This window comes from Nonomuraea sp. NPDC046570 (genome assembly GCF_040645915.1).
Lineage (GTDB): Bacteria > Actinomycetota > Actinomycetes > Streptosporangiales > Streptosporangiaceae > Nonomuraea.
On record NZ_JBEYZF010000021.1, the window covers coordinates 60,196 to 82,062 of the forward strand.

The 21,867-nt window shown below is 72.7% G+C and carries 22 protein-coding genes; 11 read left to right on the top strand and 11 right to left on the bottom strand.

The features are described 5' to 3' along the window. The first annotated feature begins 4 nt into the window (after positions 1 to 4). The 3 genes from ABZ911_RS28530 to ABZ911_RS28540 are packed head-to-tail and all read left to right on the top strand — an operon-like array spanning position 5 to position 3,908. Positions 5 to 1,324 carry a cytosine permease gene (locus ABZ911_RS28530; RefSeq protein ID WP_358062376.1) on the top strand — a complete coding sequence of 440 codons (1,320 nt, stop codon included), beginning with the start codon at positions 5 to 7 and terminating at the stop codon, positions 1,322 to 1,324. A gap of 15 nt (positions 1,325 to 1,339) precedes the next feature. After that, complete coding sequence (locus tag ABZ911_RS28535) at positions 1,340 to 2,857, top strand: hydantoinase/oxoprolinase family protein (protein ID WP_358062378.1); 1,518 nt, start codon at positions 1,340 to 1,342, stop codon at positions 2,855 to 2,857. Then, positions 2,850 to 3,908: a DUF917 domain-containing protein gene (locus ABZ911_RS28540; RefSeq protein ID WP_358062381.1), complete on the top strand. Its 1,059-nt coding sequence runs from the start codon at positions 2,850 to 2,852 to the stop codon at positions 3,906 to 3,908. The genes ABZ911_RS28535 and ABZ911_RS28540 overlap by 8 nt, the downstream gene beginning before the upstream one ends. 69 nt (positions 3,909 to 3,977) lie before the next feature. Here ABZ911_RS28540 and ABZ911_RS28545 read toward each other — a convergent pair whose 3' ends face one another. Continuing rightward, positions 3,978 to 4,658, bottom strand: a complete 681-nt coding sequence (locus tag ABZ911_RS28545) for an FCD domain-containing protein (RefSeq protein ID WP_358062384.1) — start codon at positions 4,656 to 4,658, stop codon at positions 3,978 to 3,980. 180 nt (positions 4,659 to 4,838) lie between these two features. On the opposite strand from ABZ911_RS28545, the gene ABZ911_RS28550 reads away from it, so the two are divergent. The 6 genes from ABZ911_RS28550 to ABZ911_RS28575 are packed head-to-tail and all read left to right on the top strand — an operon-like array spanning position 4,839 to position 11,069. Further along, positions 4,839 to 5,354 carry a gluconokinase gene (locus ABZ911_RS28550; protein ID WP_358062387.1) on the top strand — a complete coding sequence of 172 codons (516 nt, stop codon included), beginning with the start codon at positions 4,839 to 4,841 and terminating at the stop codon, positions 5,352 to 5,354. Then, entirely contained in the window at positions 5,351 to 6,484 is a 1,134-nt protein-coding gene (locus ABZ911_RS28555) for an ABC transporter ATP-binding protein (RefSeq protein ID WP_358062390.1), read from the top strand. Before ABZ911_RS28550 ends, ABZ911_RS28555 begins: the two co-directional genes overlap by 4 nt. Then, on the top strand, positions 6,481 to 7,638 hold the full coding sequence (locus ABZ911_RS28560) for a spermidine/putrescine ABC transporter substrate-binding protein (protein ID WP_358062393.1): 1,158 nt from the start codon (positions 6,481 to 6,483) through the stop codon (positions 7,636 to 7,638). Before ABZ911_RS28555 ends, ABZ911_RS28560 begins: the two co-directional genes overlap by 4 nt. After that, entirely contained in the window at positions 7,635 to 8,561 is a 927-nt protein-coding gene (locus ABZ911_RS28565) for an ABC transporter permease (RefSeq protein ID WP_358062396.1), read from the top strand. The genes ABZ911_RS28560 and ABZ911_RS28565 overlap by 4 nt, the downstream gene beginning before the upstream one ends. Beyond that, the gene (locus tag ABZ911_RS28570; protein WP_358062398.1) at positions 8,558 to 9,403 is read left to right on the top strand and encodes an ABC transporter permease; all 846 of its coding nucleotides are present in this window, start codon (positions 8,558 to 8,560) and stop codon (positions 9,401 to 9,403) included. Before ABZ911_RS28565 ends, ABZ911_RS28570 begins: the two co-directional genes overlap by 4 nt. A gap of 37 nt (positions 9,404 to 9,440) precedes the next feature. Beyond that, positions 9,441 to 11,069: an amidohydrolase gene (locus ABZ911_RS28575; protein ID WP_358062401.1), complete on the top strand. Its 1,629-nt coding sequence runs from the start codon at positions 9,441 to 9,443 to the stop codon at positions 11,067 to 11,069. A 6-nt stretch (positions 11,070 to 11,075) separates the two neighbouring features. Here the strand turns inward: ABZ911_RS28575 and ABZ911_RS28580 are convergent, their stop codons facing one another. Then, positions 11,076 to 11,558, bottom strand: coding sequence for a hypothetical protein (locus ABZ911_RS28580; protein WP_358062404.1), 483 nt, complete (start codon positions 11,556 to 11,558; stop codon positions 11,076 to 11,078). A 29-nt stretch (positions 11,559 to 11,587) separates the two neighbouring features. Between ABZ911_RS28580 and ABZ911_RS28585 the strand changes: the two genes are divergently transcribed. Beyond that, a complete protein-coding gene (locus ABZ911_RS28585; protein ID WP_358062407.1) occupies positions 11,588 to 12,802 on the top strand; it encodes an MFS transporter in 1,215 nt (404 codons plus the stop codon). Positions 12,803 to 12,887: 85 nt separating this feature from the next. Next, positions 12,888 to 14,693, top strand: coding sequence for an FAD-dependent monooxygenase (locus ABZ911_RS28590; protein ID WP_358062410.1), 1,806 nt, complete (start codon positions 12,888 to 12,890; stop codon positions 14,691 to 14,693). 46 nt (positions 14,694 to 14,739) lie between these two features. Here ABZ911_RS28590 and ABZ911_RS28595 read toward each other — a convergent pair whose 3' ends face one another. The 9 genes from ABZ911_RS28595 to ABZ911_RS28635 are packed head-to-tail and all read right to left on the bottom strand — an operon-like array spanning position 14,740 to position 21,856. Next, on the bottom strand, positions 14,740 to 15,489 hold the full coding sequence (locus ABZ911_RS28595) for an Asp/Glu racemase (RefSeq protein WP_358062413.1): 750 nt from the start codon (positions 15,487 to 15,489) through the stop codon (positions 14,740 to 14,742). Continuing rightward, the gene (locus ABZ911_RS28600) at positions 15,486 to 16,091 is read right to left on the bottom strand and encodes a GNAT family N-acetyltransferase (protein ID WP_358062416.1); all 606 of its coding nucleotides are present in this window, start codon (positions 16,089 to 16,091) and stop codon (positions 15,486 to 15,488) included. The genes ABZ911_RS28595 and ABZ911_RS28600 overlap by 4 nt, the downstream gene beginning before the upstream one ends. After that, entirely contained in the window at positions 16,088 to 16,507 is a 420-nt protein-coding gene (locus ABZ911_RS28605) for an OB-fold domain-containing protein (protein ID WP_358062419.1), read from the bottom strand. The genes ABZ911_RS28600 and ABZ911_RS28605 overlap by 4 nt, the downstream gene beginning before the upstream one ends. Beyond that, positions 16,504 to 17,667 (bottom strand): acetyl-CoA acetyltransferase, encoded by a 1,164-nt coding sequence (locus ABZ911_RS28610; RefSeq protein ID WP_358062422.1) that lies wholly within the window; start codon positions 17,665 to 17,667, stop codon positions 16,504 to 16,506. Before ABZ911_RS28610 ends, ABZ911_RS28605 begins: the two co-directional genes overlap by 4 nt. Next, entirely contained in the window at positions 17,664 to 18,896 is a 1,233-nt protein-coding gene (locus ABZ911_RS28615) for an amidohydrolase family protein (protein ID WP_358062425.1), read from the bottom strand. Before ABZ911_RS28615 ends, ABZ911_RS28610 begins: the two co-directional genes overlap by 4 nt. After that, positions 18,893 to 19,792, bottom strand: coding sequence for an SDR family NAD(P)-dependent oxidoreductase (locus tag ABZ911_RS28620; RefSeq protein ID WP_358062428.1), 900 nt, complete (start codon positions 19,790 to 19,792; stop codon positions 18,893 to 18,895). The genes ABZ911_RS28615 and ABZ911_RS28620 overlap by 4 nt, the downstream gene beginning before the upstream one ends. Positions 19,793 to 19,803: 11 nt before the next feature. Beyond that, positions 19,804 to 21,030, bottom strand: coding sequence for a hypothetical protein (locus tag ABZ911_RS28625; RefSeq protein ID WP_358062431.1), 1,227 nt, complete (start codon positions 21,028 to 21,030; stop codon positions 19,804 to 19,806). Positions 21,031 to 21,036: 6 nt separating this feature from the next. Continuing rightward, on the bottom strand, positions 21,037 to 21,285 hold the full coding sequence (locus ABZ911_RS28630) for a hypothetical protein (RefSeq protein WP_358062434.1): 249 nt from the start codon (positions 21,283 to 21,285) through the stop codon (positions 21,037 to 21,039). A gap of 1 nt (position 21,286) precedes the next feature. Continuing rightward, positions 21,287 to 21,856: a VOC family protein gene (locus tag ABZ911_RS28635; protein ID WP_358062437.1), complete on the bottom strand. Its 570-nt coding sequence runs from the start codon at positions 21,854 to 21,856 to the stop codon at positions 21,287 to 21,289. Positions 21,857 to 21,867 lie beyond the last annotated feature (11 nt).

Here is a 21,867-nt window from a genome sequence, read left to right on the forward strand (position 1 = left end):
AGCGATGATCGATGAGGACTATCCCCTGGAGCGGGTGCCGCCGAGCGCCCGCTACCCCTGGTTCAACGTGGCGGTGCAGCGGTTCGGCCAGCTCTCCGACCTGACGCAGTTCCTGCTCGGCGCCACGCTGGGCGCGGGCCTGTCGTTCTGGGGCGCGTTCTGGGCGTTCACCCTCGGTTCGGTGATCCTGGAGGTCGTCTGCATCTTCGTCGGCATCGCCGGCATGCGCGAGGGCCTGTCCACCTCCATGCTCGCCCGGTGGACCGGTTTCGGCCGGTACGGCTCGACGCTCATCGGCGTCATCATCACGCTCAGCCTGTTCGGCTGGTTCGGCGTGCAGACCGCGGTCTTCGCGACCGGCCTGCACTCGATCATGTCCTGGCTCCCGCTGTGGGCCTGGTCCCTGATCGCCGGACTCGGCGTGACGCTGCTGGTCATCCGCGGTTTCAAGGTGATGGGCATGACGGCGTTCATCACCGTGCCCGCCTTCCTCGGCCTGGCCGGATGGGCGATGTGGGTGGAGATCTCCAGGCACGACCTGGGCACCCTGGTCGCCTCCTCGCCGTTCGGGGAGCCGATCACCATCGCGACCGGCGCCACGATCGTCGCGGGCTCCTACATCATCGGCGCGGTCACCACCCCCGACATGACCAGGTTCAACCGCAACACCGGCGACGTGGTCAAGCAGACACTGGTCGGCATCTCGCTGGGCGAGTACGTCCTCGGCCTGGCCGGCGTGCTGCTGGCCTACGCGGTCAAGTCCTCCGACGTGATCGCGATCATCACCGCCTCCTCCGGCGTGATCGGCGTCATCGTGCTGATCTCCGCCACCGTGAAGATCAACAACTGGAACCTCTACTCCTCCTCGCTCGGCCTGCTCAACGCCGTCGAGTCGACCACCGGCGTCCGGCTCAACCGCGCCGCCGTCACGATCGGCATCGGCCTGCTCGGCAGCCTCCTCGCCGCCGCCGGCATCCTGGAGCGCTTCACCGACTTCCTGCTGATCCTCGGCGTCATCACCCCGCCGATCGCCGGGATCATGGTCGCGGAGTACTTCGTGGTGAAGCGCTGGCGCCCGGTCCTGGACAGCTCCCGCGCGATGGGCAGGCTGCCCGACACCGAGCCCGCCTGGGTGCCCGCCACGCTGGTCATCTGGGCCGCCGCCGCGCTGTTCGGCTGGCTCAGCGACCACCACCAGTGGATCGGCATCCCGGCGCTCAACTCCCTGCTCCTGGCCGGTGTGGCCTACATCGTGGCCGGCAAGCTCGGGCTGGTCCGCGGAACCCGCGAAACCCTCGTCGAGCAGCCCGCCCTCACCGTCTGACAGAAAGTCCCCCTCATGCGCATCGGTATCGACGTAGGCGGCACCAACACCGACGCCGCCCTCATCGGCGACGACGGCCAGGTGCTGGCCACCGTCAAGACCCCCACCACCGCGGACGTCACCGGCGGCGTCGCCAAGGCCCTCACGGGCCTCGACGCCACCGAGGTGTCCGCGGTGATGATCGGCACGACCCACTTCGTCAACGCCCTGGTGGAGGCCGCCAGGCTGGAGCCGGTCGCCGCCGTACGGCTCGGCCTGCCCGCCACGGCCGCGCTGCCACCCCTGGTCGACTGGCCCGAGCGGCTGCGCGAGGCCGTCGAGGGCGCGGTGTACCTGTGCCACGGCGGGCACGAGTACGACGGCACCCCCATCTCCGACCTGGACCCCGAGGAGCTGAGGCGGGTCGCCGCCGACATCAGGGCGCGCGGCCTGCGCTCGGTCGCGATCTCCTCGGTGTTCTCCCCCGTCAGCGACGAGTCCGAGCGGCGGGCGGCGGAGATCCTGGCCGCCGAGCTCGGCCCTGACGTACACCTGTCGCTGTCCAGCGAGATCGGCAGGGTCGGCCTGCTGGCCAGGGAGAACGCCACCATCGTGAACGCCGCCCTGCGCCCGCTGGCCGACCGTACGGTGGCCGCGTTCGGCGAGGCGCTGCGGGTGGCGGGGATCGACGCGCCGCTGTTCCTGTCGCAGAACGACGGCACGCTGATGGACGTGGCGCACGCCCGCCGCTACCCGGTGGCGACCTTCGCCTCGGGGCCGACCAACTCGATGCGCGGGGCCGCGTACCTGTCCGGGCTGACCGACTGCGCGGTCGTCGACATCGGCGGCACCACCACCGACGTGGGCATCCTGTCCGGCGGCTTCCCGCGCGAGGCGGCGGGCGAGGCGCTGGTCGCCGAGGTGCGCACCAACTTCCGCATCCCCGATGTGCTGTCGATCGGGATCGGCGGTGGCTCGATCGTCGCCGAGGACGGGTCCGTCGGGCCGCGCAGCGTCGGCTTCCGGCTGACGTCGGAGGCGCTGGTCTTCGGCGGTTCCACGCTCACCGCGACCGATCTGGCCGTCGCCGCGCGCCACGCCGCCATCGGCGACGTCTCGCTCGTCGCCGGGGTGAACCCGGAGCGCTCCTTGAAGATCATCGCGGAGCGGGTGGCGGAGGCGGTGGACCGCATGCGCACCTCCTCGGATCCGCTGCCCGTCGTGCTCGTCGGCGGCGGCAGCATCCTGATCAGCGAGCTGCCCGGCTTCGACCACGTGCGCAGGCCCGCCCACTTCGAGGTGGCCAACGCGGTCGGCGCGGCCATCGCCCAGGTGGGCGGCGAGGTGGACCGGGTGTTCTCCGGGCCGCGCGAGGCCGTGCTCAAGGAGGCCAAGGAGGAGGCCGTCGCCCGCGCCGAGCGCGCGGGGGCGACCGCGGGCAGCGTACGGATCGTGGACGTGGAGGAAGTACCGCTCGCCTACCTGCCGGGTGACGCCATCCGGATCAGGGTGAAGGCCGTCGGCGACCTGGACCTGGAGAAGAACAATGCGTGAGATCGGGATCGACCAGCTGGACGACATGGCCCGCGGCGCCGGGATCCTCGGCACCGGCGGCGGCGGCGACCCGTACATCGGCAAGCTGCTGGCCCGCGAGGCCATCCGCAGGCACGGCCCGGTGCCCCTGTACGACATCGGCGAGGTGCCCGCCGACGCGACCGTCGTGCCCGTCTCGGGCATGGGCGCGCCGACGGTGCTGCTGGAGAAGCTCCCCGCGGGCACCGAGGAGCTCACCGCGCTGCGCGCTCTGGAGGCGGTGATCGGCCGGCCCGCCACCCACATCGTGCCCATCGAGGTCGGCGGCGTGAACTCGATGATCCCCATCGCCGCCGCCGCCCAGGCGGGACTGCCGCTGGTGGACGGCGACGCGATGGGCAGGGCCTTCCCCGAGGCGCAGATGGTGCTCCCGACGCTGATCGGCGTGTCGAACACGCCGATGGCGCTGGCCGACGACAAGGGCAACACGCTGGTCGTGGACGCGGTGTCCAACCGCTGGGCCGAGCGCATCTCCAGGGCCGCGTGCGTGCAGATGGGCTGCCAGGTCTCCACCGCGGACACGGTCCTGCGCGGTGACCAGCTACGCGACGGGCTGGTGCCCGCCACGCTGACGCTGGCGGAGAACCTGGGCCGGGCCGTACGGCTGGCCCGCGCCGAGCACGCCGACCCGGTCGCGGCCGCGCTCGGCGTGCTCGGCGGGGTGCGGCTGTTCACCGGCAAGGTCGTCGACGTCGAGCGGCGCACCACCGGCGGGTTCGCCCGCGGGCGGGCGCGGCTGGAGGGGACGGGCGCGCTGGAGCTCAGCTTCCAGAACGAGCACCTGCTCGCGCGCAGGGACGGCGAGATCGTGGCCACCACGCCGGACCTGATCTGCGTGCTCGACACCGACTCCGGCGAGCCGGTGACGACCGAGGCGATGCGGTACGGCCTGCGGGTCACGGTCATCGCCGCGCCCTGCGACCCCCGCTGGACGTCTCCGGCCGGACTGAAGCTGGCGGGCCCCCGCTACTTCGGCTACGACTGCGACTACCTGCCCCTACCGGCCGCCTGAGCCACTCCCATCGCCGCCCCGGGTCCCGCTTCCTTGGACCTGGGGCGGCGATGCGCCGGGCAAGGACCTCTACGCGCCTTCGATCCCGGTGTTCAACGACATCGCCTCGATCGACTCCAGGACTACGGCACGCATCGCCGTCTCGGCCTCGCGGGCCTGGCCCAGCTGGATGGCCTCGGCCACGTCGGCGTGCATGCGGATCGCCGCCGCCTCGGGCTCGGCCGGCATCAGGTTGTGATGGGTACGGCCGGCCAGCACCTCCGCCACGACCTGCCCCAGCGCCGAGAACATGTCGTTGCCCGAAGCCTCCAGGATGGTGCGATGGAACATCGTGTCGTGTTCCAGGTAGGCGTCCAGGTCGCCGCGCTTGGCCGTCACCGACATGCCGATGACCGCCGACATGAGTGTGCCGCACTGCTCCGGCGTGCACCGGGTGGCGGCGAGTGAGGCGGCGACCGGTTCGAGGCCGCAGCGCAGCTGGCTCAGGGACTCGAGCTGGGCCATCCGGTCGGGCCCGTCCAGCCGCCAGCGGATGATCCGGGGGTCGAAGACGTTCCACTGGGAGCGAGGCAGCACGGTGACGCCGATCCGCCGCCTGCTCGCCACCACCTGCATGGACTCCAGCACGCGGATGGCCTCGCGCATGACCGTGCGCGACACCCCGAGGCTCTCCTCCAGCTGCTCGATGCGGAGCACCTCGCCCTCGGGGGTCTCTCCCGAGACGATCGCCAGCCCCAACCGGTCGAGCACACGGTCGTGCAGCCCTCCTGAACGGTCGGTCGGCTGCGGTCTGTCCGGCCCACCAGGCATGCGTCCGCCTCTCTGATTCATATGCTTTATTAACTTGGTACTTGCTTTGGATCGTATTTTTGCCTCAATATACTCAGACATCGTGGCGTCAGGGACAGGATCTTCATGAGCGTTGCAGAATTGGTAGCACCTTTGGTGATCGTGATGGGGGTGACCGGCGCCGGCAAGACCACCGTCGGACACGCCCTGGCCGACTCGCTGAAGGTCGACTACGCCGACGCCGACGCCTTCCACAGCGAGGACAACGTCGCGAAGATGAGCGCCGGCGAAGCGCTGGACGACGCCGACCGCGAGCCCTGGCTGCACGCGATCGCCGCCTGGCTCGGCGCGCACGCGACGTCCGGCGGGGTCGTGAGCTGCTCCGCGCTCAAGCGGTCCTACCGCGACGTCCTGCGCGACAGGGCGCCCGGAGCGTGGTTCCTCTACCTGGAGGGGCCCCCCGACGTCGCCGCCGCCCGGGTCAGCGGACGCGAAGGGCACTTCATGCCGGTCTCCCTGGTCGCCGCGCAGTACGCGGCGCTCGAACCGCTCACCGACGACGAGCCCGGCCTGACCGTCGACTTCGTCGCCTCCGCCGAGCACATCGTCGGGCGGGTGCTTCGCGTCCTCGCCGAATCCCAGAAGGAGGTCGTGTGAGCGACACCCAGACCGCCGCCGCCGAGAGCGGCTCCGTCGAACTTCGCGGGGTAAGCAAGTCGTTCGGCGGGGTGACCGTCGTCGACGACCTCGATCTGTCGGTACGGCCGGGGGAGTTCCTCTCCCTGCTCGGCCCGTCGGGCTGCGGCAAGACGACCACGCTGCGCATGCTCGCCGGTTTCGAGCAGCCCGACCGCGGCGAGGTCCTCATCTCGGGCGCGGCCGTCCAGCACCTGCCGCCGCACAAGCGCGACATCAACACCGTCTTCCAGTCCTACGCGCTCTTCCCGCACATGACCGTCGCCGCGAACATCGCGTACGGCCTGCGCCAGCGCCGCGGCGTCGACCGGTCGCAGATCCGCCCCCGGGTCGCCGAGGCGCTCGACATGGTGCGGATGACGCGCTTCGCCGACCGCAAGCCGAGTCAGCTCTCCGGCGGCCAGCAGCAGCGCGTCGCCCTCGCGCGGGCGCTGGTCAACCGGCCGAGCGTGCTGCTCCTCGACGAGCCGCTGGGCGCCCTCGACCGCAAACTCCGCGAGGACATGCAGGTCGAGCTGAAGCTCCTGCAGGGCCGCCTGGGCACGACGTTCGTGTTCGTCACGCACGACCAGGAGGAGGCCCTGTCGATGAGCGACCGGATCGCCGTCATGCTGAACGGCCGGATCGAGCAGATCGCCGACCCCTACACCGTGTACGAGCGGCCGGCCACCGCGTTCGTCGCCGGGTTCATCGGCCAGCAGAACTTCCTGCCCGGCACCCTCGCCGCCGGCGGCCGATCGGTCGAGATCGCCGGTGGAACGCTCCAACTCGCCGAGCCCGTCACCGCGCCGGGTGCGGGGGCCGCCGTGCGCGCCGCGGTGCGGCCCGAGGCCGTCGGCGTCGCCGAGAAGCCGCCCGCCGAGCCGGCCAACGCGCTGCCCGGCACCGTCGCCGCGGTCTCCCTCCTCGGCGACGTCCTCCAGTACCTGGTGCACGCCGACTCCGGCCAGGAACTGCTGGCCCGCGTGCCCCGCCGGCAGGCCGGCCGGCTCGCCGACGGCGCCCGGGTCTGGTGCTCCTGGACCCCAGCCGATGTCCATGTCTTCCCCGCCGAAGCCTCCACCCCAGCCCCGATCGGAAGCGCCGCATGAACCTCAACGACAACACCCCCCGGCTGCTGGCGCCCGCGGCGCGGGTGGCCGGTCTGCCCCGCCGTACCTTCCTCGCCGGTCTCGCCGCCGCGGTCGGGGCGCCGCTGCTCGCCGCGTGCGGTGGCTCTTCGGGCGGCTCCGGCGGCTCGGGGTCGGCCGCGACCCTGCGCGCGTACTCGTGGAGCGCCTACGACGACCCCAAGATGCTCGCGGAGTTCACCGCGAAGCACGGACCCAAGGTGCTCGTCGACTCCTACAGCTCCAACGAGGAGATGATCGCGAAGCTGGCGGCGGCCAAGGGGACGAGCGGCTACGACCTCGTCATCCCGACCGGCGTCTTCGTCCCGCAGATGGCCGCGAACGGCCTGCTGCAGGAGCTGGACCACGCCAAGCTGCCCAACCTCGCCAACCTGGACAAGGCCTTCCGCGGCCAGGAGTGGGACGCGGGCAACAAGTACACGGTCACCAAGTACTGGGGGACCACCGGCTTCGTCTACGACACGAAGGTGATCACCCGGGAGCTGGCCACCTGGGAGGACTTCTTCGACGCCGCCGCGAACGAGGCCAGCGGCAAGACCTCCCTGGTCGACGACCCGGGCGAGATCTGCGCCATGCTCTGTTTCGCCAGAGGCTGGCACCAGAGCACCACGGACAAGGCCCAGCTCGACGAGATCGAGACCTTCCTCGTCGACAAGCTCGCCCCGCACATCGCCGCCTACGACTCCGCCCCTGGCAGCAGCGCGATCCCGCAGGGCACGCACGCCCTCATGCACTGCTGGAACGGCGACGCCCGGCGCGGCATCCTGGCGAGCAGCGAGCAGAGCCGCTGGAAGTGGGTGCTGCCCGGCCCGAAGACCAACCTCTGGATGGACAACTGGGCGATCGTGAAGGGCAGCGCGAACTCCGACGCCGCCCACCAGCTCATCAACTACGTGCTCGACCCGGCCGTGGCCATCAAGCAGGTCGACTTCGTGGGGTACGGCACCGGCATCACCGGCAGCGAGGAGGAGGCCGGGAAGCTCAAGCTCGGGCTGCTCGACATGATCTTCCCGCCCGCCGCCCAGCTCGCCACGATGTACACCGGCGTCATCAACGAGGGCCAGGAGCGGCGGATGGCCATCGTCAACAAGATGAAGGCCAAGGCCGGCTCATGACCTCGCCCCGCCGAGCGCTGCGGCGAGCGGGTCCCGCGGGACTGCTCGCCGTACCCACCCTGGCGTGGCTCGCGCTGTTCTTCGTGGCTCCGGTCGGGCTGGTGTTCTGGTACTCCCTCGGACGCAAGCCGGGGCTGTACCAGACGCACGCCAACGACGTGCTGTCGCTGGACCGGTACGGCGAGGCGCTCAGCGACACGTTCACCGCCAGCTTCGCCGGCACGCTGCGCATCGGCCTGGCCGGGACCGCGCTCTGCCTGGCGATCGGCCTCCCCTTCGCCTACTGGCTGGCCGTCAAGGTACGCCCCCAGCGGCGTTTCCTGGTGCTGGCCCTGGTGCTGGTGCCGTTCTGGACGAACTTCCTGATCCGCACCATCGGCTGGCAGGTGGTCCTGTCCCCCGAGGGCTTCGCCTCCCGGACGCTGCAGGGGCTCGGGCTGATCGACGAGCCGTTCTCGATGCTCTTCACCCGGGGAGCCGTGCTGCTGGGCGTCGTCTACAACTACCTGCCCATGATGATCCTTCCCTTGTACGTGGCGCTGGACCGGGTCGACGGTTCGCTGCGCGAGGCCAGCAAGGATCTCGGCGCGAACCGGTGGCGGACGATGCTGCAGGTCACGCTGCCGCTCGCGCGGCCGGGCATCGTCGCGGGACTGCTGCTCGTCTTCATCCCGCTGATGGGCGACTACGTCACGGCAGCCGTCCTCGGCGGCGCGCGCGGCAACATGGTGGGCCAGCTCGTCGCCAGTCAGTTCCAGCAGGCCCAGAACTGGGCGCTCGGCTCGGCGATGGCCGTCGTGCTGATCCTGGTGATCTCCGCGACGATCCTGGCCACGGCCGTCGCCGGGGCCGTGTGCACCAGGCTGCTCACCCGTCGGCGGCGCGTGGAGCTCGCCGGCCTCGCGGAAGGGAGCCCCGCATGAGCGCGCGGCCGGCGACGGATCGGGCCCTCGGCGTGTGGGGGGTGCTCGTGCTCGTGTTCCTCTTCGTCCCGATCGCCGTCATCGTCGTCTACTCCTTCAACACCGGGCGGCTGCTGGCCTCGTGGGAGGGGGTGGGCCTCGACGCCTACACCGCGGCGCTGTCCAACCAGGAGATCATCGCCACGGTGTCCACGTCCGTGCGGGCGGCGGCCGGAGCGGCGGCGGTCGCCGTGGTGCTGGGCACGCTGTGCGGCTACGCCCTGGCCCGGCGTCCCGGCGGGCGCAGCGGGCGGCTCGTCACCGCGCTGCTCGGCCTGGTCCTGGTGACGCCGGAGATCGTCTCCGGTGTGGCGCTGCTCCCCTGGTTCGTCTCCCTCGGCGTGGACCAGGGCCTGACGATCTTCAATAGCGGGTGGGTCCGGCTCGTCGTCTCTCATTCGCTGTTCGCGACCGCGGTGGTGACCTTCCTGGTCCGCGCCCGGATGCAGGGCATGGACGCCTCCCTGGAGGAGGCGGCGGCCGACCTGTACACGCCGCCGCTGCGACGCTTCCGCCTGATCACCCTGCCGCTGCTGCTGCCGTCGGTGCTGGCCGGGGCGCTGATGGCGTTCACCCTGAGCCTCGACAACACGATCATCTCGGCGTTCGTGCAGGTCTCCGGGGCGACGCCGTGGCCGGTGTACGTCTTCAGCGCGGTCCGCGCGGGACTGCGCCCCGAGCTGGCCGCGATGTCGGCGGTGATGCTGCTGCTGACCCTGGCCGCGCTGGCGGCCGTGGCGCTCGTGCTGCGGCGTGGCGGCGGTTCCAAGGACGCCGTCGACGCCCTGTCCGGCGTCCGCTGACCTTCCCCTTCCGGCCCGCAGAAAGCGAGACCTCCCGATGGCGGGAAACCTGCTGATCCGCAACGCCCATCTGCCCCTGGCCGTACGTGCGGAGACTTCGTGGTCGATCCGTGTAGCGGACGGCCGGATCGCCGAGGTGATCCCGGAAGACGCCGGGGTCCCGGTGGCCCCGGCGGGCACGGAGACGCTGGACGCGGCCGGCCGTTCGGTGCTGCCCGCCTTCGCCGACTCCCACGTGCACGTGCCCGAGTCGGGGGTCGAGCTGCTGCGGTGCGACCTCACCGCCTGCGGCAGCCGCGAGGAGGTGCTGCGCACGGTGGCCGAGTACGCGCGCAGCCGTCCGGACGACGAGTGGATCATCGGGCGCGGCTGGGCGCTGCCCCACTTCGCCGGGCGGCCGCCGACCCGGCAGGAGCTCGACGCCGTCTGCTCCGGCCGCCCCGCCTACCTGGCCAACCGCGACGGGCACAGCGCCTGGGTCAGTACGGCGGCGCTCGACCGGGTGGCGCCCGAGCTGCTCCGCGACCCGCCGCCGGGCGGCCGCGTGGACCTCGACGCCGACGGCACGCCGAGCGGGCTGCTCCACGAGTCGGCCATGCAGCTCGTCTCCCACCTGATCCCGCCGGTGGACGCCGAGGATCTGCGCCGCGGCCTGCTGGAGGCCCAGCGGCGGCTGTTCTCCCACGGGGTGACCTCGTGGGAGGACGCCATCGTCGGGCCGTTCGTCCCCACCACCGACATCTACGACGTCTACCGGCGGGCCGCCGCCGACGGCAGCCTGCGGGCCCGCGTCACCGGAGCCCTGTGGTGGCCCCGCGACGCCGGCCCGGACACCCTCGCCGCGCTGGCCGACCAGCGCCGCGACTGCGTGCCGGGTTCCCGGTTCGCCTGCACCGCCGTCAAGATCATGTACGACGGGGTGTGCGAGACCCACACGGCCGCGCTGTCGCGCCCGTACGTCGGCGTCCCGGACGCGGGGACCGGCCTGACGTTCTTCGACCCCGCCGAGCTGGCCGGGGCGGTGACCGAGATGGACGCGGCGGGATTCGACCTGCACTTCCACGCGATCGGGGACCGGGCGGTCAGTGAGTGCCTCGACCTGGTGGAGGCGGCGCACCGGGCCAACGGGCCGCGCGACCGGCGCCACCAGCTCGCGCACCTGCAGATCGCGGACGACCGCAGCGTCGCGCGGATGGCGGCGCTCGACGTCATCGCGAACGTCCAGCCGTACTGGGCGCAGGCCGACCCGCAGATGCTCGACCTGACGATCCCCTACCTTCCGGGCTACCTGGCCGGGTTGCAGTACCGCTTCCGCACGCTGGAGGAGGCGGGGGTGCGTGTGGCGTTCGGCAGTGACTGGCCGGTCAGCACGCCCGATCCGATGGACTGGATCCACGTCGCGGTGAACCGGAGCCATCCCGAGGAGCCGGACGCCCCGCTGTTCGCGCCCGGGGAGGCGATGAGCCTGCGTTCGGCTCTGCGGGCCGCCACGGCGGGGTCGGCCCACGCCCTGCGGCGCGAGCACGAGGCGGGGACCCTGGAACCAGGCGCCCACGCCGACCTGGTGGTCCTCGACCGCCGGCTCGACGAGACCGTCCTCGGCGAGATCAGCCGGACACGCGTCGACCTGACGTTCGTCGAGGGCGAGCCCGTCTGGGAGAGGTGAGCCGCCTCACGCCCCGCGCTGGTGCTCGATCCCGTCGAGGGCGAGCCCGAGCTTGCCCGCGAACCACCGCTGGTGCCCGTCTCCGGCCGCGTCGGTGATGATCTCCAGGACGCGGGGGTCCAGGTTGGCGGTCCACGCGCGCGGTGGTTCGCGGCCGGGGTCGGAGCCCAGCGTGCCGGCCACCAGGAAGTCGTGGGTGAGCATGCTGTCGAAGGTCAGGTCCAGGACGAAGTCGGCGGCGAGCGTGGCCTCGCCGATGGAGAACCCGTGACGGGTCAGGGCCAGGCAGAGCTCGTTGAAGGCGACCATGAGCTCGTCGTTGACGAACAGGCGGTTGCCCGCCGCGAGGGTGAGGCCGGGGTTGTCGCGCAGGATCCCCCAGACCGTCCAGGCGGTGCCCTCCAGGACCTCCCGCCAGTTCTCCCCTTCGGCGGGCCAGGCGGTCCGCCGGATCAGCCATGACAGGCCGACGTCGATGAGGTCGTCCACGCCGCCGACGTGCCGGTAGATCAGGTGACATGAAGCGCTTCCGCGTGCTCTACCTGACCGTGTTCATCATCGTTCTCGGGCAACAGACCCTGAATCCGCTGATCGCCCCGCTGGCCCGCGAGGTCGGGCTGGCGGAGTGGCAGGTCGGGACGATCATCAGCACCGCGGCGATCGTGGTCGTGCTCACCAGCCAGTTCTGGGGGCGCAAGTCCCTGCAGTGGGGCCGCAAACCCGTGCTCGTCGGCGCGCTGGCCCTGGCGACGGTGTCCATGCTGGCCTTCGCGGCGCTGGCGCAGGCGGGCATGGCCGCGCTGGTGACCGGCGGCCTGCTGTTCGCCCTGTTCCTCCTCACCCGGGGCGTGCTGTTCGGCGCGGCCTTCGCCGCCGTGCCGCCCACGGTCCAGGCGTATGTGGCCGACGCCACGACGACGGAGAAGGAGCGGATCGCGGGCATCGCCGGGATCGGGGCGGCGCAGGGCATCGCGATGATCGCGGGTGCGGCCCTCGGCGGGCTGCTCGGGGGGTTCGGCATGCTCGCCCCGCTCTACGCGATCCCGGTGATCCTGGCGGCGGGCACCATCGGCCTGGTGGTGTTCGTCAAGCCGCAGGAAGCGCGCGAGCTCGTCGCGGCGCCGCCCCGCGTCAACCCGTTCGGCGCCCGCGTGTGGCCGTACCTGCTGGCCGGGTTCGGCATGTTCACCGCGCTCGGCTTCGTGCAGATCCTGATCGGCTTCCTCATCCAGGACCGCAACGGCCTGTCGGCCACCGCCACCGCCACCGCGACCGGCGGCACCCTCCTCGCGGCCGGCGTCGGGATGCTCGCCGCGCAGGCGGTCATCGTGCCCAGGGTGGGCTGGACGAGCCGGCGGCTGATGCGGGCCGGCACGCTGACCGCCCTGACCGGTCTGGTCCTGCTGCTGCCCGACCTGGGCCTGCCCGTGTTCATCGCCGCCGTGCTGCTCGTCGGCCTGGGGCTGGGACTGGCCATCCCCGGCTACACCGCAGGGCCGACGCTCACCGTGTCCCGGCAGGAACAGGGCGGCCTCGCCGGACTGCTGGCCGCCAACAACGCCCTCACCTTCGTGCTCGCCCCCACCGCCGCCACCGCCCTGTACTCCCTCTCGCCGGTCCTGCCGCTGCTGGCGGCCATCGCGATCCTCGCGCTCGTGGCGGTCCTCCTCTACAGCCACCCCCTGCTCAGGGCGACCGGCGCGCCCACCGCCAAGGAGCCCGCCAAGACCTGAACCCGGCAGCGCCGATGAGCGGTTGCACACGGCCACCCAAGGATTTACGCTTACGTAGAATATTCGACGTAAGGTTAGGAGTTCCATGGGTGACCGCACCCTGGTCTGTTTGGGCGGCGGCCCGGCCGGCCTGTTCCTCGCCAGACTGCTCCGCAGGGCCGATCCGTCGTGGCACGTCACCGTCTACGAACGCAACACCTCCGACGCGACCTTCGGGTTCGGCATCGGCCTGGCCGACCGGCTCCTCGACGAGCTCGCGGAGCGCGACCCGGGCACGCACCGCCGCATCCTCGGGGCCGGGGTGGTCGGGCATGGGATGTCGCTCCGCCACCGTGGCACCGACCTGCGCTGGGGCCCGCGCGGCGGGCTCGCCGTCAGCCGCGCCGAACTGCTGCGCATCCTGCGCGAGCAGGCCCTCGAAGCCGGCGTGACGCTGAAGTACGGCACGCCCGCCGACGTGCGCTCCGTCGACGCCACCGTGATCGTCGGAGCGGACGGCGCCAACAGCTCCACCCGCGCCGCCCTCGGCGAGGAGCTGGGCGTGACCGAGAGCCTGGGCCGGGCGAAGTACATCTGGCTGGGCGCCGAGATCGACCTGGCGGGCATGACGTTCAGCCTGGTCGCCGACGAGCACGGGGCGTGGGCCTCGCACGCCTACCCCTACGCCCCCGGCCTGGCCACCTTCCTGGTCGAGACCGACGAGGACACCTGGCGGCGCGCCGGGCTCGACCAGGCGGACCCGCCCCTGAACGACGAGGGGAGCGACCTGCTCGGCATCCGCCACCTGGAGAGGCTCTTCCGCGACGACCTCGGCGGGCGCCCGCTGCTGGGCAACAGGTCCCGGTGGGCGAACTTCCGCAACGTGCGGTGCGACCGCTGGAGCGCGGGCAACGTGGTGCTGGTCGGTGACGCCGCGCACACCGCGCACTTCTCCATCGGCTCGGGCACCACGATGGCCATGGAGGACTCGCTGTCCCTGGTCCGCCACCTGGTCGCGGCGGCCGATCCGCCCGAGGCGTTCGCCCGCTACGAGGCGGAGCGCCGCCCACCGGTAGAGCACCTGCAGTCCAGGGCCGCGGCCAGCCAGACCTGGTGGGAGACCTTCGGCGAGCGGATGGACGGCGACCCGCACCAGGTCGCCTTCCAGTACCTCACCCGCACGGGCGCCCTGTCCTACGACCGGCTGCGGGGCGCCGACCCGCGCCTCGCCCGCGAGGTGGCGGGGTGGTTCGCGGGCAGCGCCGCGGCGCGTTCGGGCGCCGATCCGCTGTGCGCCCCGATCACCATCGCCGGCACCAGGCTGGCGACCAGGGTCGTGGTGACCCGCCCGCCCGCGCCCGCCGGGTCCGCTGATGCCCGCGACCTGGATCTGGCCCGCTTCGGCGGCCTCGCCCTCGCCGGGGCCGGGCTGGTCGTGATCGACCTCGACGGGATGGCCGACGGCCTCGACTGGGACGCCTGGGCGGAACTGGCGAGGTTCATCGCGGCGCGCACCGACGCGGTGCCGGGTGTCAGGATCGCGCCCGACCCCATGCTCGCGAAGGCGGCGGCGCAGGCGGGCTTCGGCTACGTGGAGTTCAGCTCGCCGCCCTCCGACCTGAAGGCGGCGACGGACGCGGCCGGAACGGCACTGCGCGCCGTCACGGTCCCGGCCGGGCTCGCTAAGGACCTCGAGTCCTTCCGGGCGTCGGGGGTGGACGTCATCCGGCTGGAGTCGCCCGGCCCGCCGGACCTGACGCTGGCCGCGCTGGCCGAGGAGATCCGCGGCCGGACCGGCCTCGCGACCCTGGCAGGCGACGGCTCGGCGGGCACGGAGCGGCTCAGAACCGCCGTGGTGGCCGGTCAGGTGGACCTCGCCGAGTGCTGGCCGATCGTCCCCGCGGGGATCTGAACATGGGAGAGGGGGGCGCTTCCGCGCCCCCCTCTCCCATGATTCATCAGCGGTCCGCCAGCAACCTGCCCGCGCCCGGCACCACAGGCGCGAGTCCGAGCGCCCGCAGCAGCACGTACGTCGTCGCCGTCGCCGCCGTCACCACCGGAATCCCGACCTCGTCCTCCACTCGCTGGACGACGCTCAGCGAGGGCATCTGCACGCACGCCGAGAGCACCAGAGCGTCACAGCCGGTCAGATCCAGCCGCCGATGGTGGGCCAGCAGCGCCTCCGGGTCCAGGCAGCCGACCGCCAGGTTGTCGGCCACCCCCAGACTGAGCGCGTCGCGCACGCTCACCCCGTGCGCCTCCAGGTAGGCGCGGACCAGCCCGGTGAGCTCCGGCAGGTACGGCGTGACCATCGCCACGTTCCGGGCGCCGAGCGCCTCCAGCCCCGCCAGCAGCGCGCCCGCGCTGGAGACCACCGGCGCCGCCCCCTGCGCGGCCTCGGCCACGGCGGCCAGCCGCCGCTCCGCCGACTCGTGGTAGCCGGCCCCGCCCGCCATGATCGCGACCAGGCAGGCGTACACGTAGACGTCCACCCTGGCGTCGGCGAGCTCGGTGACGCAGCGGTCGCTCTCGCCGTCCATCCGGCGCAGCTCCTCGGGCGTCACGTGGCGCATCCGCATCCGGCTGCCGTGCACGGTGAACGTCTCCCCCGGGAAGCGCTCCCGCCTGCGCCGCAGCAGCTCCGGGATCTCCGCTTCCATGGTGATGTTGGAGCTGGGCACCACGAGGCCCACGCGGTGGGCGTTCACCCCGCGGCACCCGGCGGGCGGCGCAGGAACCACAGGTGGGGTCCGCCGTCCGGCAGTTCGTTCTCGGCCACCACCTCGAAGCCCGCCCGCCGGTAGAACCGTACGTTGGCCTCCGACGCGGTCTCGGTGAAGGCGGGGACGCCGTCGAGGTCGCAGCGGCGCAGCGCGGGCGCCAGGACGCTCGCGCCGAGCCCCCTGTTCTGCCAGTCGGGGTGGGTGGCCATCGAGGCCAGGTACCAGTGCGGCTCCGTGGGCCGGTACTGGTCGGTGATCTCGCCCGCCGCGGCGGCGAACGGCAGCCTGTCGCCCATCAGTTCGGCGATCGCGGCGCCGTGCCGCTCCTGGAAGGCCTCGTCCGGGCCGATCACGCCGGGCGGCAGCCAGGAGGCGACCGCGGCGCAGTCGTCGGTCACCCATACGCCGCCGTGACCGGCCGCGAACTCGGCCACGAAGAGGGAGTAGAGGCCGCGCAACCGGTCGAACCTGCCCTCGGCCTGAACGGTCCACACGGTGTAGGCGTAGTCGTCGAAGGCCCTGGCCATGGTGACGGCGAGCTGGGCGGCGTCGCCCGGGCGTACGGGACGGACGGTGGGCAGGCTCATGCGGATCTCCTGAATACGGGGAGCGGCGGGGCGTCGGCGCGCGCCCGCCACAAGACTTCGACCGGGTCGCCGATCTCACAGCCGGCGCCGGGTTCGCCGTCGTCGTCCACGATGAGGGTGGTCAGCCTCGGCCCCTCGTCCAGGGCGACGACTACTACAGTGTAAGGCGGAACGAGGTCATCACGCACCTTGACGTGCACCTCTGTGCGGGAGTAGACGACGCCGGTGCCGGCCGCCGCCTCCCACGTCAGCGTGTCGTGGTCGCAGGCGAGGCAGAACGGCCTGGGGTAGAACTGGTGGGCTCCGCAGCGGGCGCAGCGCTGCAGGAGCAGCCGTCCTTCCCGCGCGCCGGCCCAGAAGGGCGCGGTGATGGCGTCGCCGTGGCTCATGGACTCCTCCGGTCGGCTGGTGGTCATCGGGCGAGCACCACCGTCGCGGCGGTGGAGTTGAAGCCGCCCACCCCGTGGGCGACGGCGATCCGCGCGTCCGGCACCTGCCGCTCCCCGGCCTCACCGCGCAACTGCCGTACGGCCTCGACCAGCAGCAGCGCGCCGAGGGCGCCCGGATGGTTGTACGACAGCCCGCCGCCCGACGTCATCGCGGGCAGCGCGCCGCCGGGAGCGAGACGACCGCCGGAGACGAACGGGCCGCCCTCCCCCTTGCCGCAGAAGCCCAGGTCCTCCAGCGCCAGCAGCACGGTGATGGTGAAGGAGTCGTACGGCTGGAGCACGTCCACGTCGGCGGCGGTGATGCCGGCCATGGCGAAGGCCTCCCGGCCGGACACCGCTCCCGCCGTGACGGTCAGGTCCGGCATGCTGGCGAGGTGCCAGTGGGTGTGGCTCTCACCCGCGCCGATCACCCGTACCGACGGCTTGGCCGCGTCGCGGGCGCGTTCGGCCGTGGTGACCACGATGGCGCCGCCGCCGTCGGTGACCAGGCAGCAGTCGCTGCGCCGGAGCGGGGTGGAGATCATGCGGCTGGCCAGCGCCTGCTCCACGGTGAGCGGGTCGCGCGACCACGCCTTCGGGTTCAGCCGCGCCCACGCCCTGGCGGCGACCGCCACTTCGGCGAGCTGCTCGGGGGTCGTGCCGTAGGCGTGCATGTGCCTGGCCGCCATCATGGCGTAGTGGCCGATCGGCGCGGGCAGGCCGTACGGCGACTGGAACTGGGCGGCCAGGCTGTCGGCGTCGACGGGGCTGCCCGCCATGTTACGGAAACGGCGGGTGCGCTGACGGGAGGCGTAGCCGATCAGGGCGACCTCGCAGCGGCCTTCGGCGACGGCGAGCATCGCGTGGTGCACGAACGCCTCGAACGCGGCGCCGCCGAGGTCGGTGGAGTCGGCGTAGCGGGGCGCGGTGATGCCGAGGTACTCGGCGACCTGGACGCTGCCCTCCTCCCCCATGTAGTTGACGAACACGCCGTCGACGTCGCGCAGGGTCAGCCCCGCCTCGCCGAGCGCCTCTCTGGCCGCGGCGGCGAACATGGACAGCTCGGTCTGATCCCGTACCTCGCCGAGGGCGGTCTCGGCGACGCCGGCGATGTGCACGGCCCGCTTGTCCCAGACATTCCGGGTCATGCGCTCCTTCTTTCTTCGCTGGTGGACAGGCCCGCGGCGAACCGGCCGTCTTTGACGACCAGGAGGATCCGCTCGCGCAGCCCGGTGAGGTCGGTCGCCGCGCCGCGCACGGCGACCAGGTCGGCGCGCCTGCCGGGAGCGATGGTGCCCAGGTCGTCGGCGAGGCCGAGCAGCGCGGCGGCGGCACCGGTGGCGGCGTGCAGCGCCTGGAGGGGGCTCATGCCGCCGGCGCGCATCAGCTCCAGTTCCTCCAGGTTGCGGCCGTGCGGGTAGCCGATGGCGTCGGTACCCATGGCGACGGGCACGCCCGCGGCCACGGCCCTGCGGAAGGAGTCGTCGTGCGCCTCCATGATCTCGGCGACCTTCGCGCGCGACCGCTCGCTGAACGCCGCTCCCGACGCCGCGGCGTCCAGGACGCTTCGGGGGGCGAGGAGGGTCGGCACCAGGACGGTTCCCCGCTCGCGCATCAGCGCGATCAGGTCGTCGTCCAGGTAGACGCCGTGCTCGATCGACCGGGCACCCGCCGTGATCGCGTTGCGGATGCCAGGCCCGGCCTGGGCGTGCGCCATGACGCCGAGCCCCGCCGCGGCCGCCTCGGCGACGGCGGTCCGGAGTTCGTCGGGGGTGAACTGGGCGCGGCGCGGATCGGTTCCCGGCGACATCACCCCGCCGGACGCGGCCACCTTGATCCAGTCGGCGCCGGCCCGGACCAGCTCCCGCACCCTGCGGCGCATCTCGTCCACGCCGTCCACGACAGGCGGCGGCACGCCGGGAGTGGCGGGCAGCGCCGGCGTGCAGGCGCCCGACGGGAGCCAGGGGTCGGCGTGGCCGCCGGTCTGGCTGAGCATAGTGATCGCGATCCGCAGCCGGGGGCCGCGCACCACGCCGCCGTCCACGGCCGCCTTGACCCCGAGGTCGGCGCCGCCCGCGTCGCGGACGGTGGTGAGGCCCGCGTCCAGCAGCGCGCCGAGGTTGCGGGCGGTCTGGAAGTAGCGCAGCGAGTACGGCGCGGCCAGCCGCTTCAGCGTGTCGATGCCGTCGACGGTGACGTGGACATGGCAGTCGATGAGGCCGGGCAGCAGGGTGGCGCCCGTCAGGTCCACGGCGGCGTCGCCGTCCAGCCCTGGGCCGACGTCGAGGATCCGGCCGTTCTCGACGACCACGTCGGCCTTGGCGGGCGAGGCGCCGGTCCCGTCGAAGACGTCCGCGCCGGTGTAGAGGGTCCTCACGCGGCACCGCCGAGGAAGTCTCCGAGCGCCGGCGGGACGCGCAGCCGCGGGGCCAGCCGCTCGTCCAGCTCGTCCATGGTCCAGCGGCCCCGGCCGCTGAGCCGCGCGCTCACCCTGGGCATGTCCACGACCAGGATCTCCTCACCCGAGCAGTGGAAGACCTGGCCGTCGGCCGGGCAGTCCGCGCGGGCGAGCCAGGCCACCAGGGGGGACACGTTCGCGGGGTCGGCGGCGTCGAACCCGGCCGCGGGCGGCTGGTCGCCGTCGATTCCGGCGGTGATGCGGGTGCGCGCGCCCGGCGAGACCGCGTTGGAGCGCACGCCGTACCCGCCGCCTTCGAGGGAGACGCAGCGGGACAGGGCCAGCAGCGCCATCTTCGCCGCGCCGTAGTTGGCCTGGCCGATGTTGCCGGCGAAGGCGGCGACGGAGGTGGTGTGCACCACGGAGGCGGCGACGGGGTTGCCCTCCTTGGCCCGGCGGCGCCAGTGCGCGAGGGCGTGCGCGGTGGGCGCGGCGTGGCCCTTGAGGTGGACGCGGACGACCGCGTCCCACTCCGCCTCGCTCATCCTGGCCAGCGTCCGGTCGCGCAGGATTCCCGCGTTGTTGACCAGGACGTGCAGGTCGCCGAAGGTGGTGACGGCGAGGTCGACGAGCTCGGCCGCCTGTGCCCAGTCGGCGGCGTCGTGGCCGCTGGCGACGGCTTGCCCGCCCGCGCGGCGGATCTCGTCCACGACCTGCCGGGCGGGGGCCGCGTCGTGGCCGGCGCCGTGCACGTCGCCGCCCAGGTCGTTGACGACGACGGCGGCGCCGAGTTCGGCCAGCAGCAGGGCGTGCGCCCGGCCGAGCCCGCGGCCCGCTCCGGTGACGATCGCGACGCGACCGGACAGTGGTGGCACTGGATGTCCTCTCATGTGAGCCGGTCGCGCAGCCAAGCGGCGACGGCGGTCCTGGCGCGGGCGGGCACTTCGGGTCCGTCGCCGTCGAGGGCGCGGCCGAAGTGGTCGCCGCGGACCCGCAGGTGGGCCTTGTCGGTGGAGCCGAGCGCGTCGTAGACGGCGCGGATCTGGGCGGGGAACACGCAGTTGTCGCCGGTGTACTCGACCAGCAGGCACGGCAGGGTCATCTCCGGCGCGGTGGCGGCCATCGCGGCGTTGCTGCTCAGCCCGGACCAGGTGGACAGCCACGCCTCGGGCGTGGTCATCCTGCCGAAACCGATCAGGCCGTAGTTGACCACGTGCGGTCTGGGCCCGAAGACCGAGCCGTAGCGCCGGTCGGAGGGGTCGAGGGACAGGTCGACGGTGCGCGGGTCGGCGTCGGTGCGGTGGACGGTGACGATCGGCATGTGCGTGGCCGCCCGCAGGTCGGCGTCCGCGCCCGACCGCTTGTACCGGGTACGGGCGGCCAGCCGCCGGTCGATGAGCGCCCGCGCGGCCGCGTCGATCCTGGCCACCCTGGCCCGCTGGGCGGCGCGGTACCGCTGGACGAACTCGGGCGTGTACGCGGAGCTCGCCGCTGGGGCGGCGAAGCCGTTGGCCGGGTCGAAGAGGTCGAGCGCGGGGTCGGCGGACAGCGGGTCGGCCTCGTCGGTCACCGAGGGGTCGATGCACTCCAGGAGCAGCGCCCCCTGCCCGGGGTGCGGGGCCAGGTAGGCCACGGCGTCGAGGGGCGGGAGGTCGGCCTCGGGCAGGCCCGAGGGACGGCCACCGGGGGTGCGGGCGATCCTGGAGGCCGGGTCTCGCCGGGACTGCTGGACGTAGAAGGTGTACAGGCTCGCGCCGCCGGAGTTGCCGAGCGCGCCGACCCTGCCGAATCCCCGCTTCCGCAGGAACGTCAGGCCCGCGGCGATGTCGAGCAGCGCGCTCTCGTGGACCAGGCGCAGGTCGCCGCCGCCGCCCCTGCCGGTCTGCGCCCAGACGGCGAGACCGGCGTCGAGCAGGTCGGGGATGAGGTAGTGGCGCGAGGCGTCGGCCCGCGGGTGCATGACCGCGACCACGGCGGTGGCGGCTCTCGGCGTGTACAGCCAGCCCCGGGTGGCCGCGCCGTCGCTGGTGGGCAGCAGGTGGGAGGAGACCTCGACGCCGGGGGGCAGATCACGCGGGTACCAGTCGCCGTTGAACTCGGCGGGGGTGCGCACGCGGGTTCACCTCCCGTCGGGGACGACTCTGATCAGGTCCCCGTCGAAGCGTTCCAGCGCGCCGGCGTAGCCGCCGCTCAGGGCGCTGAACCAGACGGCGTCCACCAGGTCGGTGTCGGCGCGCCGTACGCTGATGGGGCCCGGGGAGCTCACCTTGAAGTAGCCGGAGCGGCGGGTGAGCGAGAGGTCCTCGCCGGTCGCCGCCTCGGCCACGGGCGCGAACTCGGGCACGTCCAGCACGTAGATGGCGGGCATGTCAGTCCTCCTCGGGGTCGTTGGCGAGTTCCTTCTCGACGAGTTCGGCCTTGCGCCGCCAGAAGGTCTCCAGGGTGGGGTCGTCCTCCTCGAGCGTGTCGAGGAGGGCCGCCAGGGACAGTTCGGCGTCGAACTCGTCTCGTTCGGACAGCTCCCGCAGCGGCCGGGTGATCTCGAGGACCATCCCGTTGGGGTCGCGTACGTAGATCGACTCGATGGTCTCGTGGACGATCTGGGCGATGACCCGCACGCCGAGCCGTTCGAAGCGCGCGCGCCAGGCCAGCAGTTCCTCCTGGGTCTCCACGTGCAGAGCCAGGTGGTAGGTGGGACGCGCGGCGCCGGGGTCCTCGGGGACGCCGAAGTAGTAGAAGAAGGCGAGCCGGTCGCCGTTGCCGATGTCGAAGAAGAAGTGCACGAAGTCGGGGTGCGGCTTGCTCCCCCATCCCTTCGCGGTGATCACGTGCGGGGTGCGCAGCCCCATGACGTCGCGGTAGAAGCGGATGGTCTCCGCGGGTCTGGCGGTCACGTACGCGGCGTGGTCGACGCCTCTGGTCCTCAGTGAGCCTGGCATCCTCAACCTCC

Excerpts from the sequence above, each read along its gene's own strand:
- ABZ911_RS28560 (WP_358062393.1), top strand. The coding sequence starts at position 6,481 with ATGAACCTCAACGACAACACCCCCCGGCTGCTGGCGCCCGCGGCGCGG.
- ABZ911_RS28530 (WP_358062376.1), top strand. The coding sequence starts at position 5 with ATGATCGATGAGGACTATCCCCTGGAGCGGGTGCCGCCGAGCGCCCGC.
- ABZ911_RS28540 (WP_358062381.1), top strand. The coding sequence starts at position 2,850 with ATGCGTGAGATCGGGATCGACCAGCTGGACGACATGGCCCGCGGCGCC.
- ABZ911_RS28605 (WP_358062419.1), bottom strand. The coding sequence starts at position 16,507 with ATGACCACCAGCCGACCGGAGGAGTCCATGAGCCACGGCGACGCCATC.
- ABZ911_RS28590 (WP_358062410.1), top strand. The coding sequence starts at position 12,888 with ATGGGTGACCGCACCCTGGTCTGTTTGGGCGGCGGCCCGGCCGGCCTG.
- ABZ911_RS28565 (WP_358062396.1), top strand. The coding sequence starts at position 7,635 with ATGACCTCGCCCCGCCGAGCGCTGCGGCGAGCGGGTCCCGCGGGACTG.
- ABZ911_RS28610 (WP_358062422.1), bottom strand. The coding sequence starts at position 17,667 with ATGACCCGGAATGTCTGGGACAAGCGGGCCGTGCACATCGCCGGCGTC.
- ABZ911_RS28600 (WP_358062416.1), bottom strand. The coding sequence starts at position 16,091 with ATGAGCCTGCCCACCGTCCGTCCCGTACGCCCGGGCGACGCCGCCCAG.
- ABZ911_RS28635 (WP_358062437.1), bottom strand. The coding sequence starts at position 21,856 with ATGCCAGGCTCACTGAGGACCAGAGGCGTCGACCACGCCGCGTACGTG.
- ABZ911_RS28535 (WP_358062378.1), top strand. The coding sequence starts at position 1,340 with ATGCGCATCGGTATCGACGTAGGCGGCACCAACACCGACGCCGCCCTC.
- ABZ911_RS28575 (WP_358062401.1), top strand. The coding sequence starts at position 9,441 with ATGGCGGGAAACCTGCTGATCCGCAACGCCCATCTGCCCCTGGCCGTA.
- ABZ911_RS28630 (WP_358062434.1), bottom strand. The coding sequence starts at position 21,285 with ATGCCCGCCATCTACGTGCTGGACGTGCCCGAGTTCGCGCCCGTGGCC.
- ABZ911_RS28585 (WP_358062407.1), top strand. The coding sequence starts at position 11,588 with ATGAAGCGCTTCCGCGTGCTCTACCTGACCGTGTTCATCATCGTTCTC.
- ABZ911_RS28570 (WP_358062398.1), top strand. The coding sequence starts at position 8,558 with ATGAGCGCGCGGCCGGCGACGGATCGGGCCCTCGGCGTGTGGGGGGTG.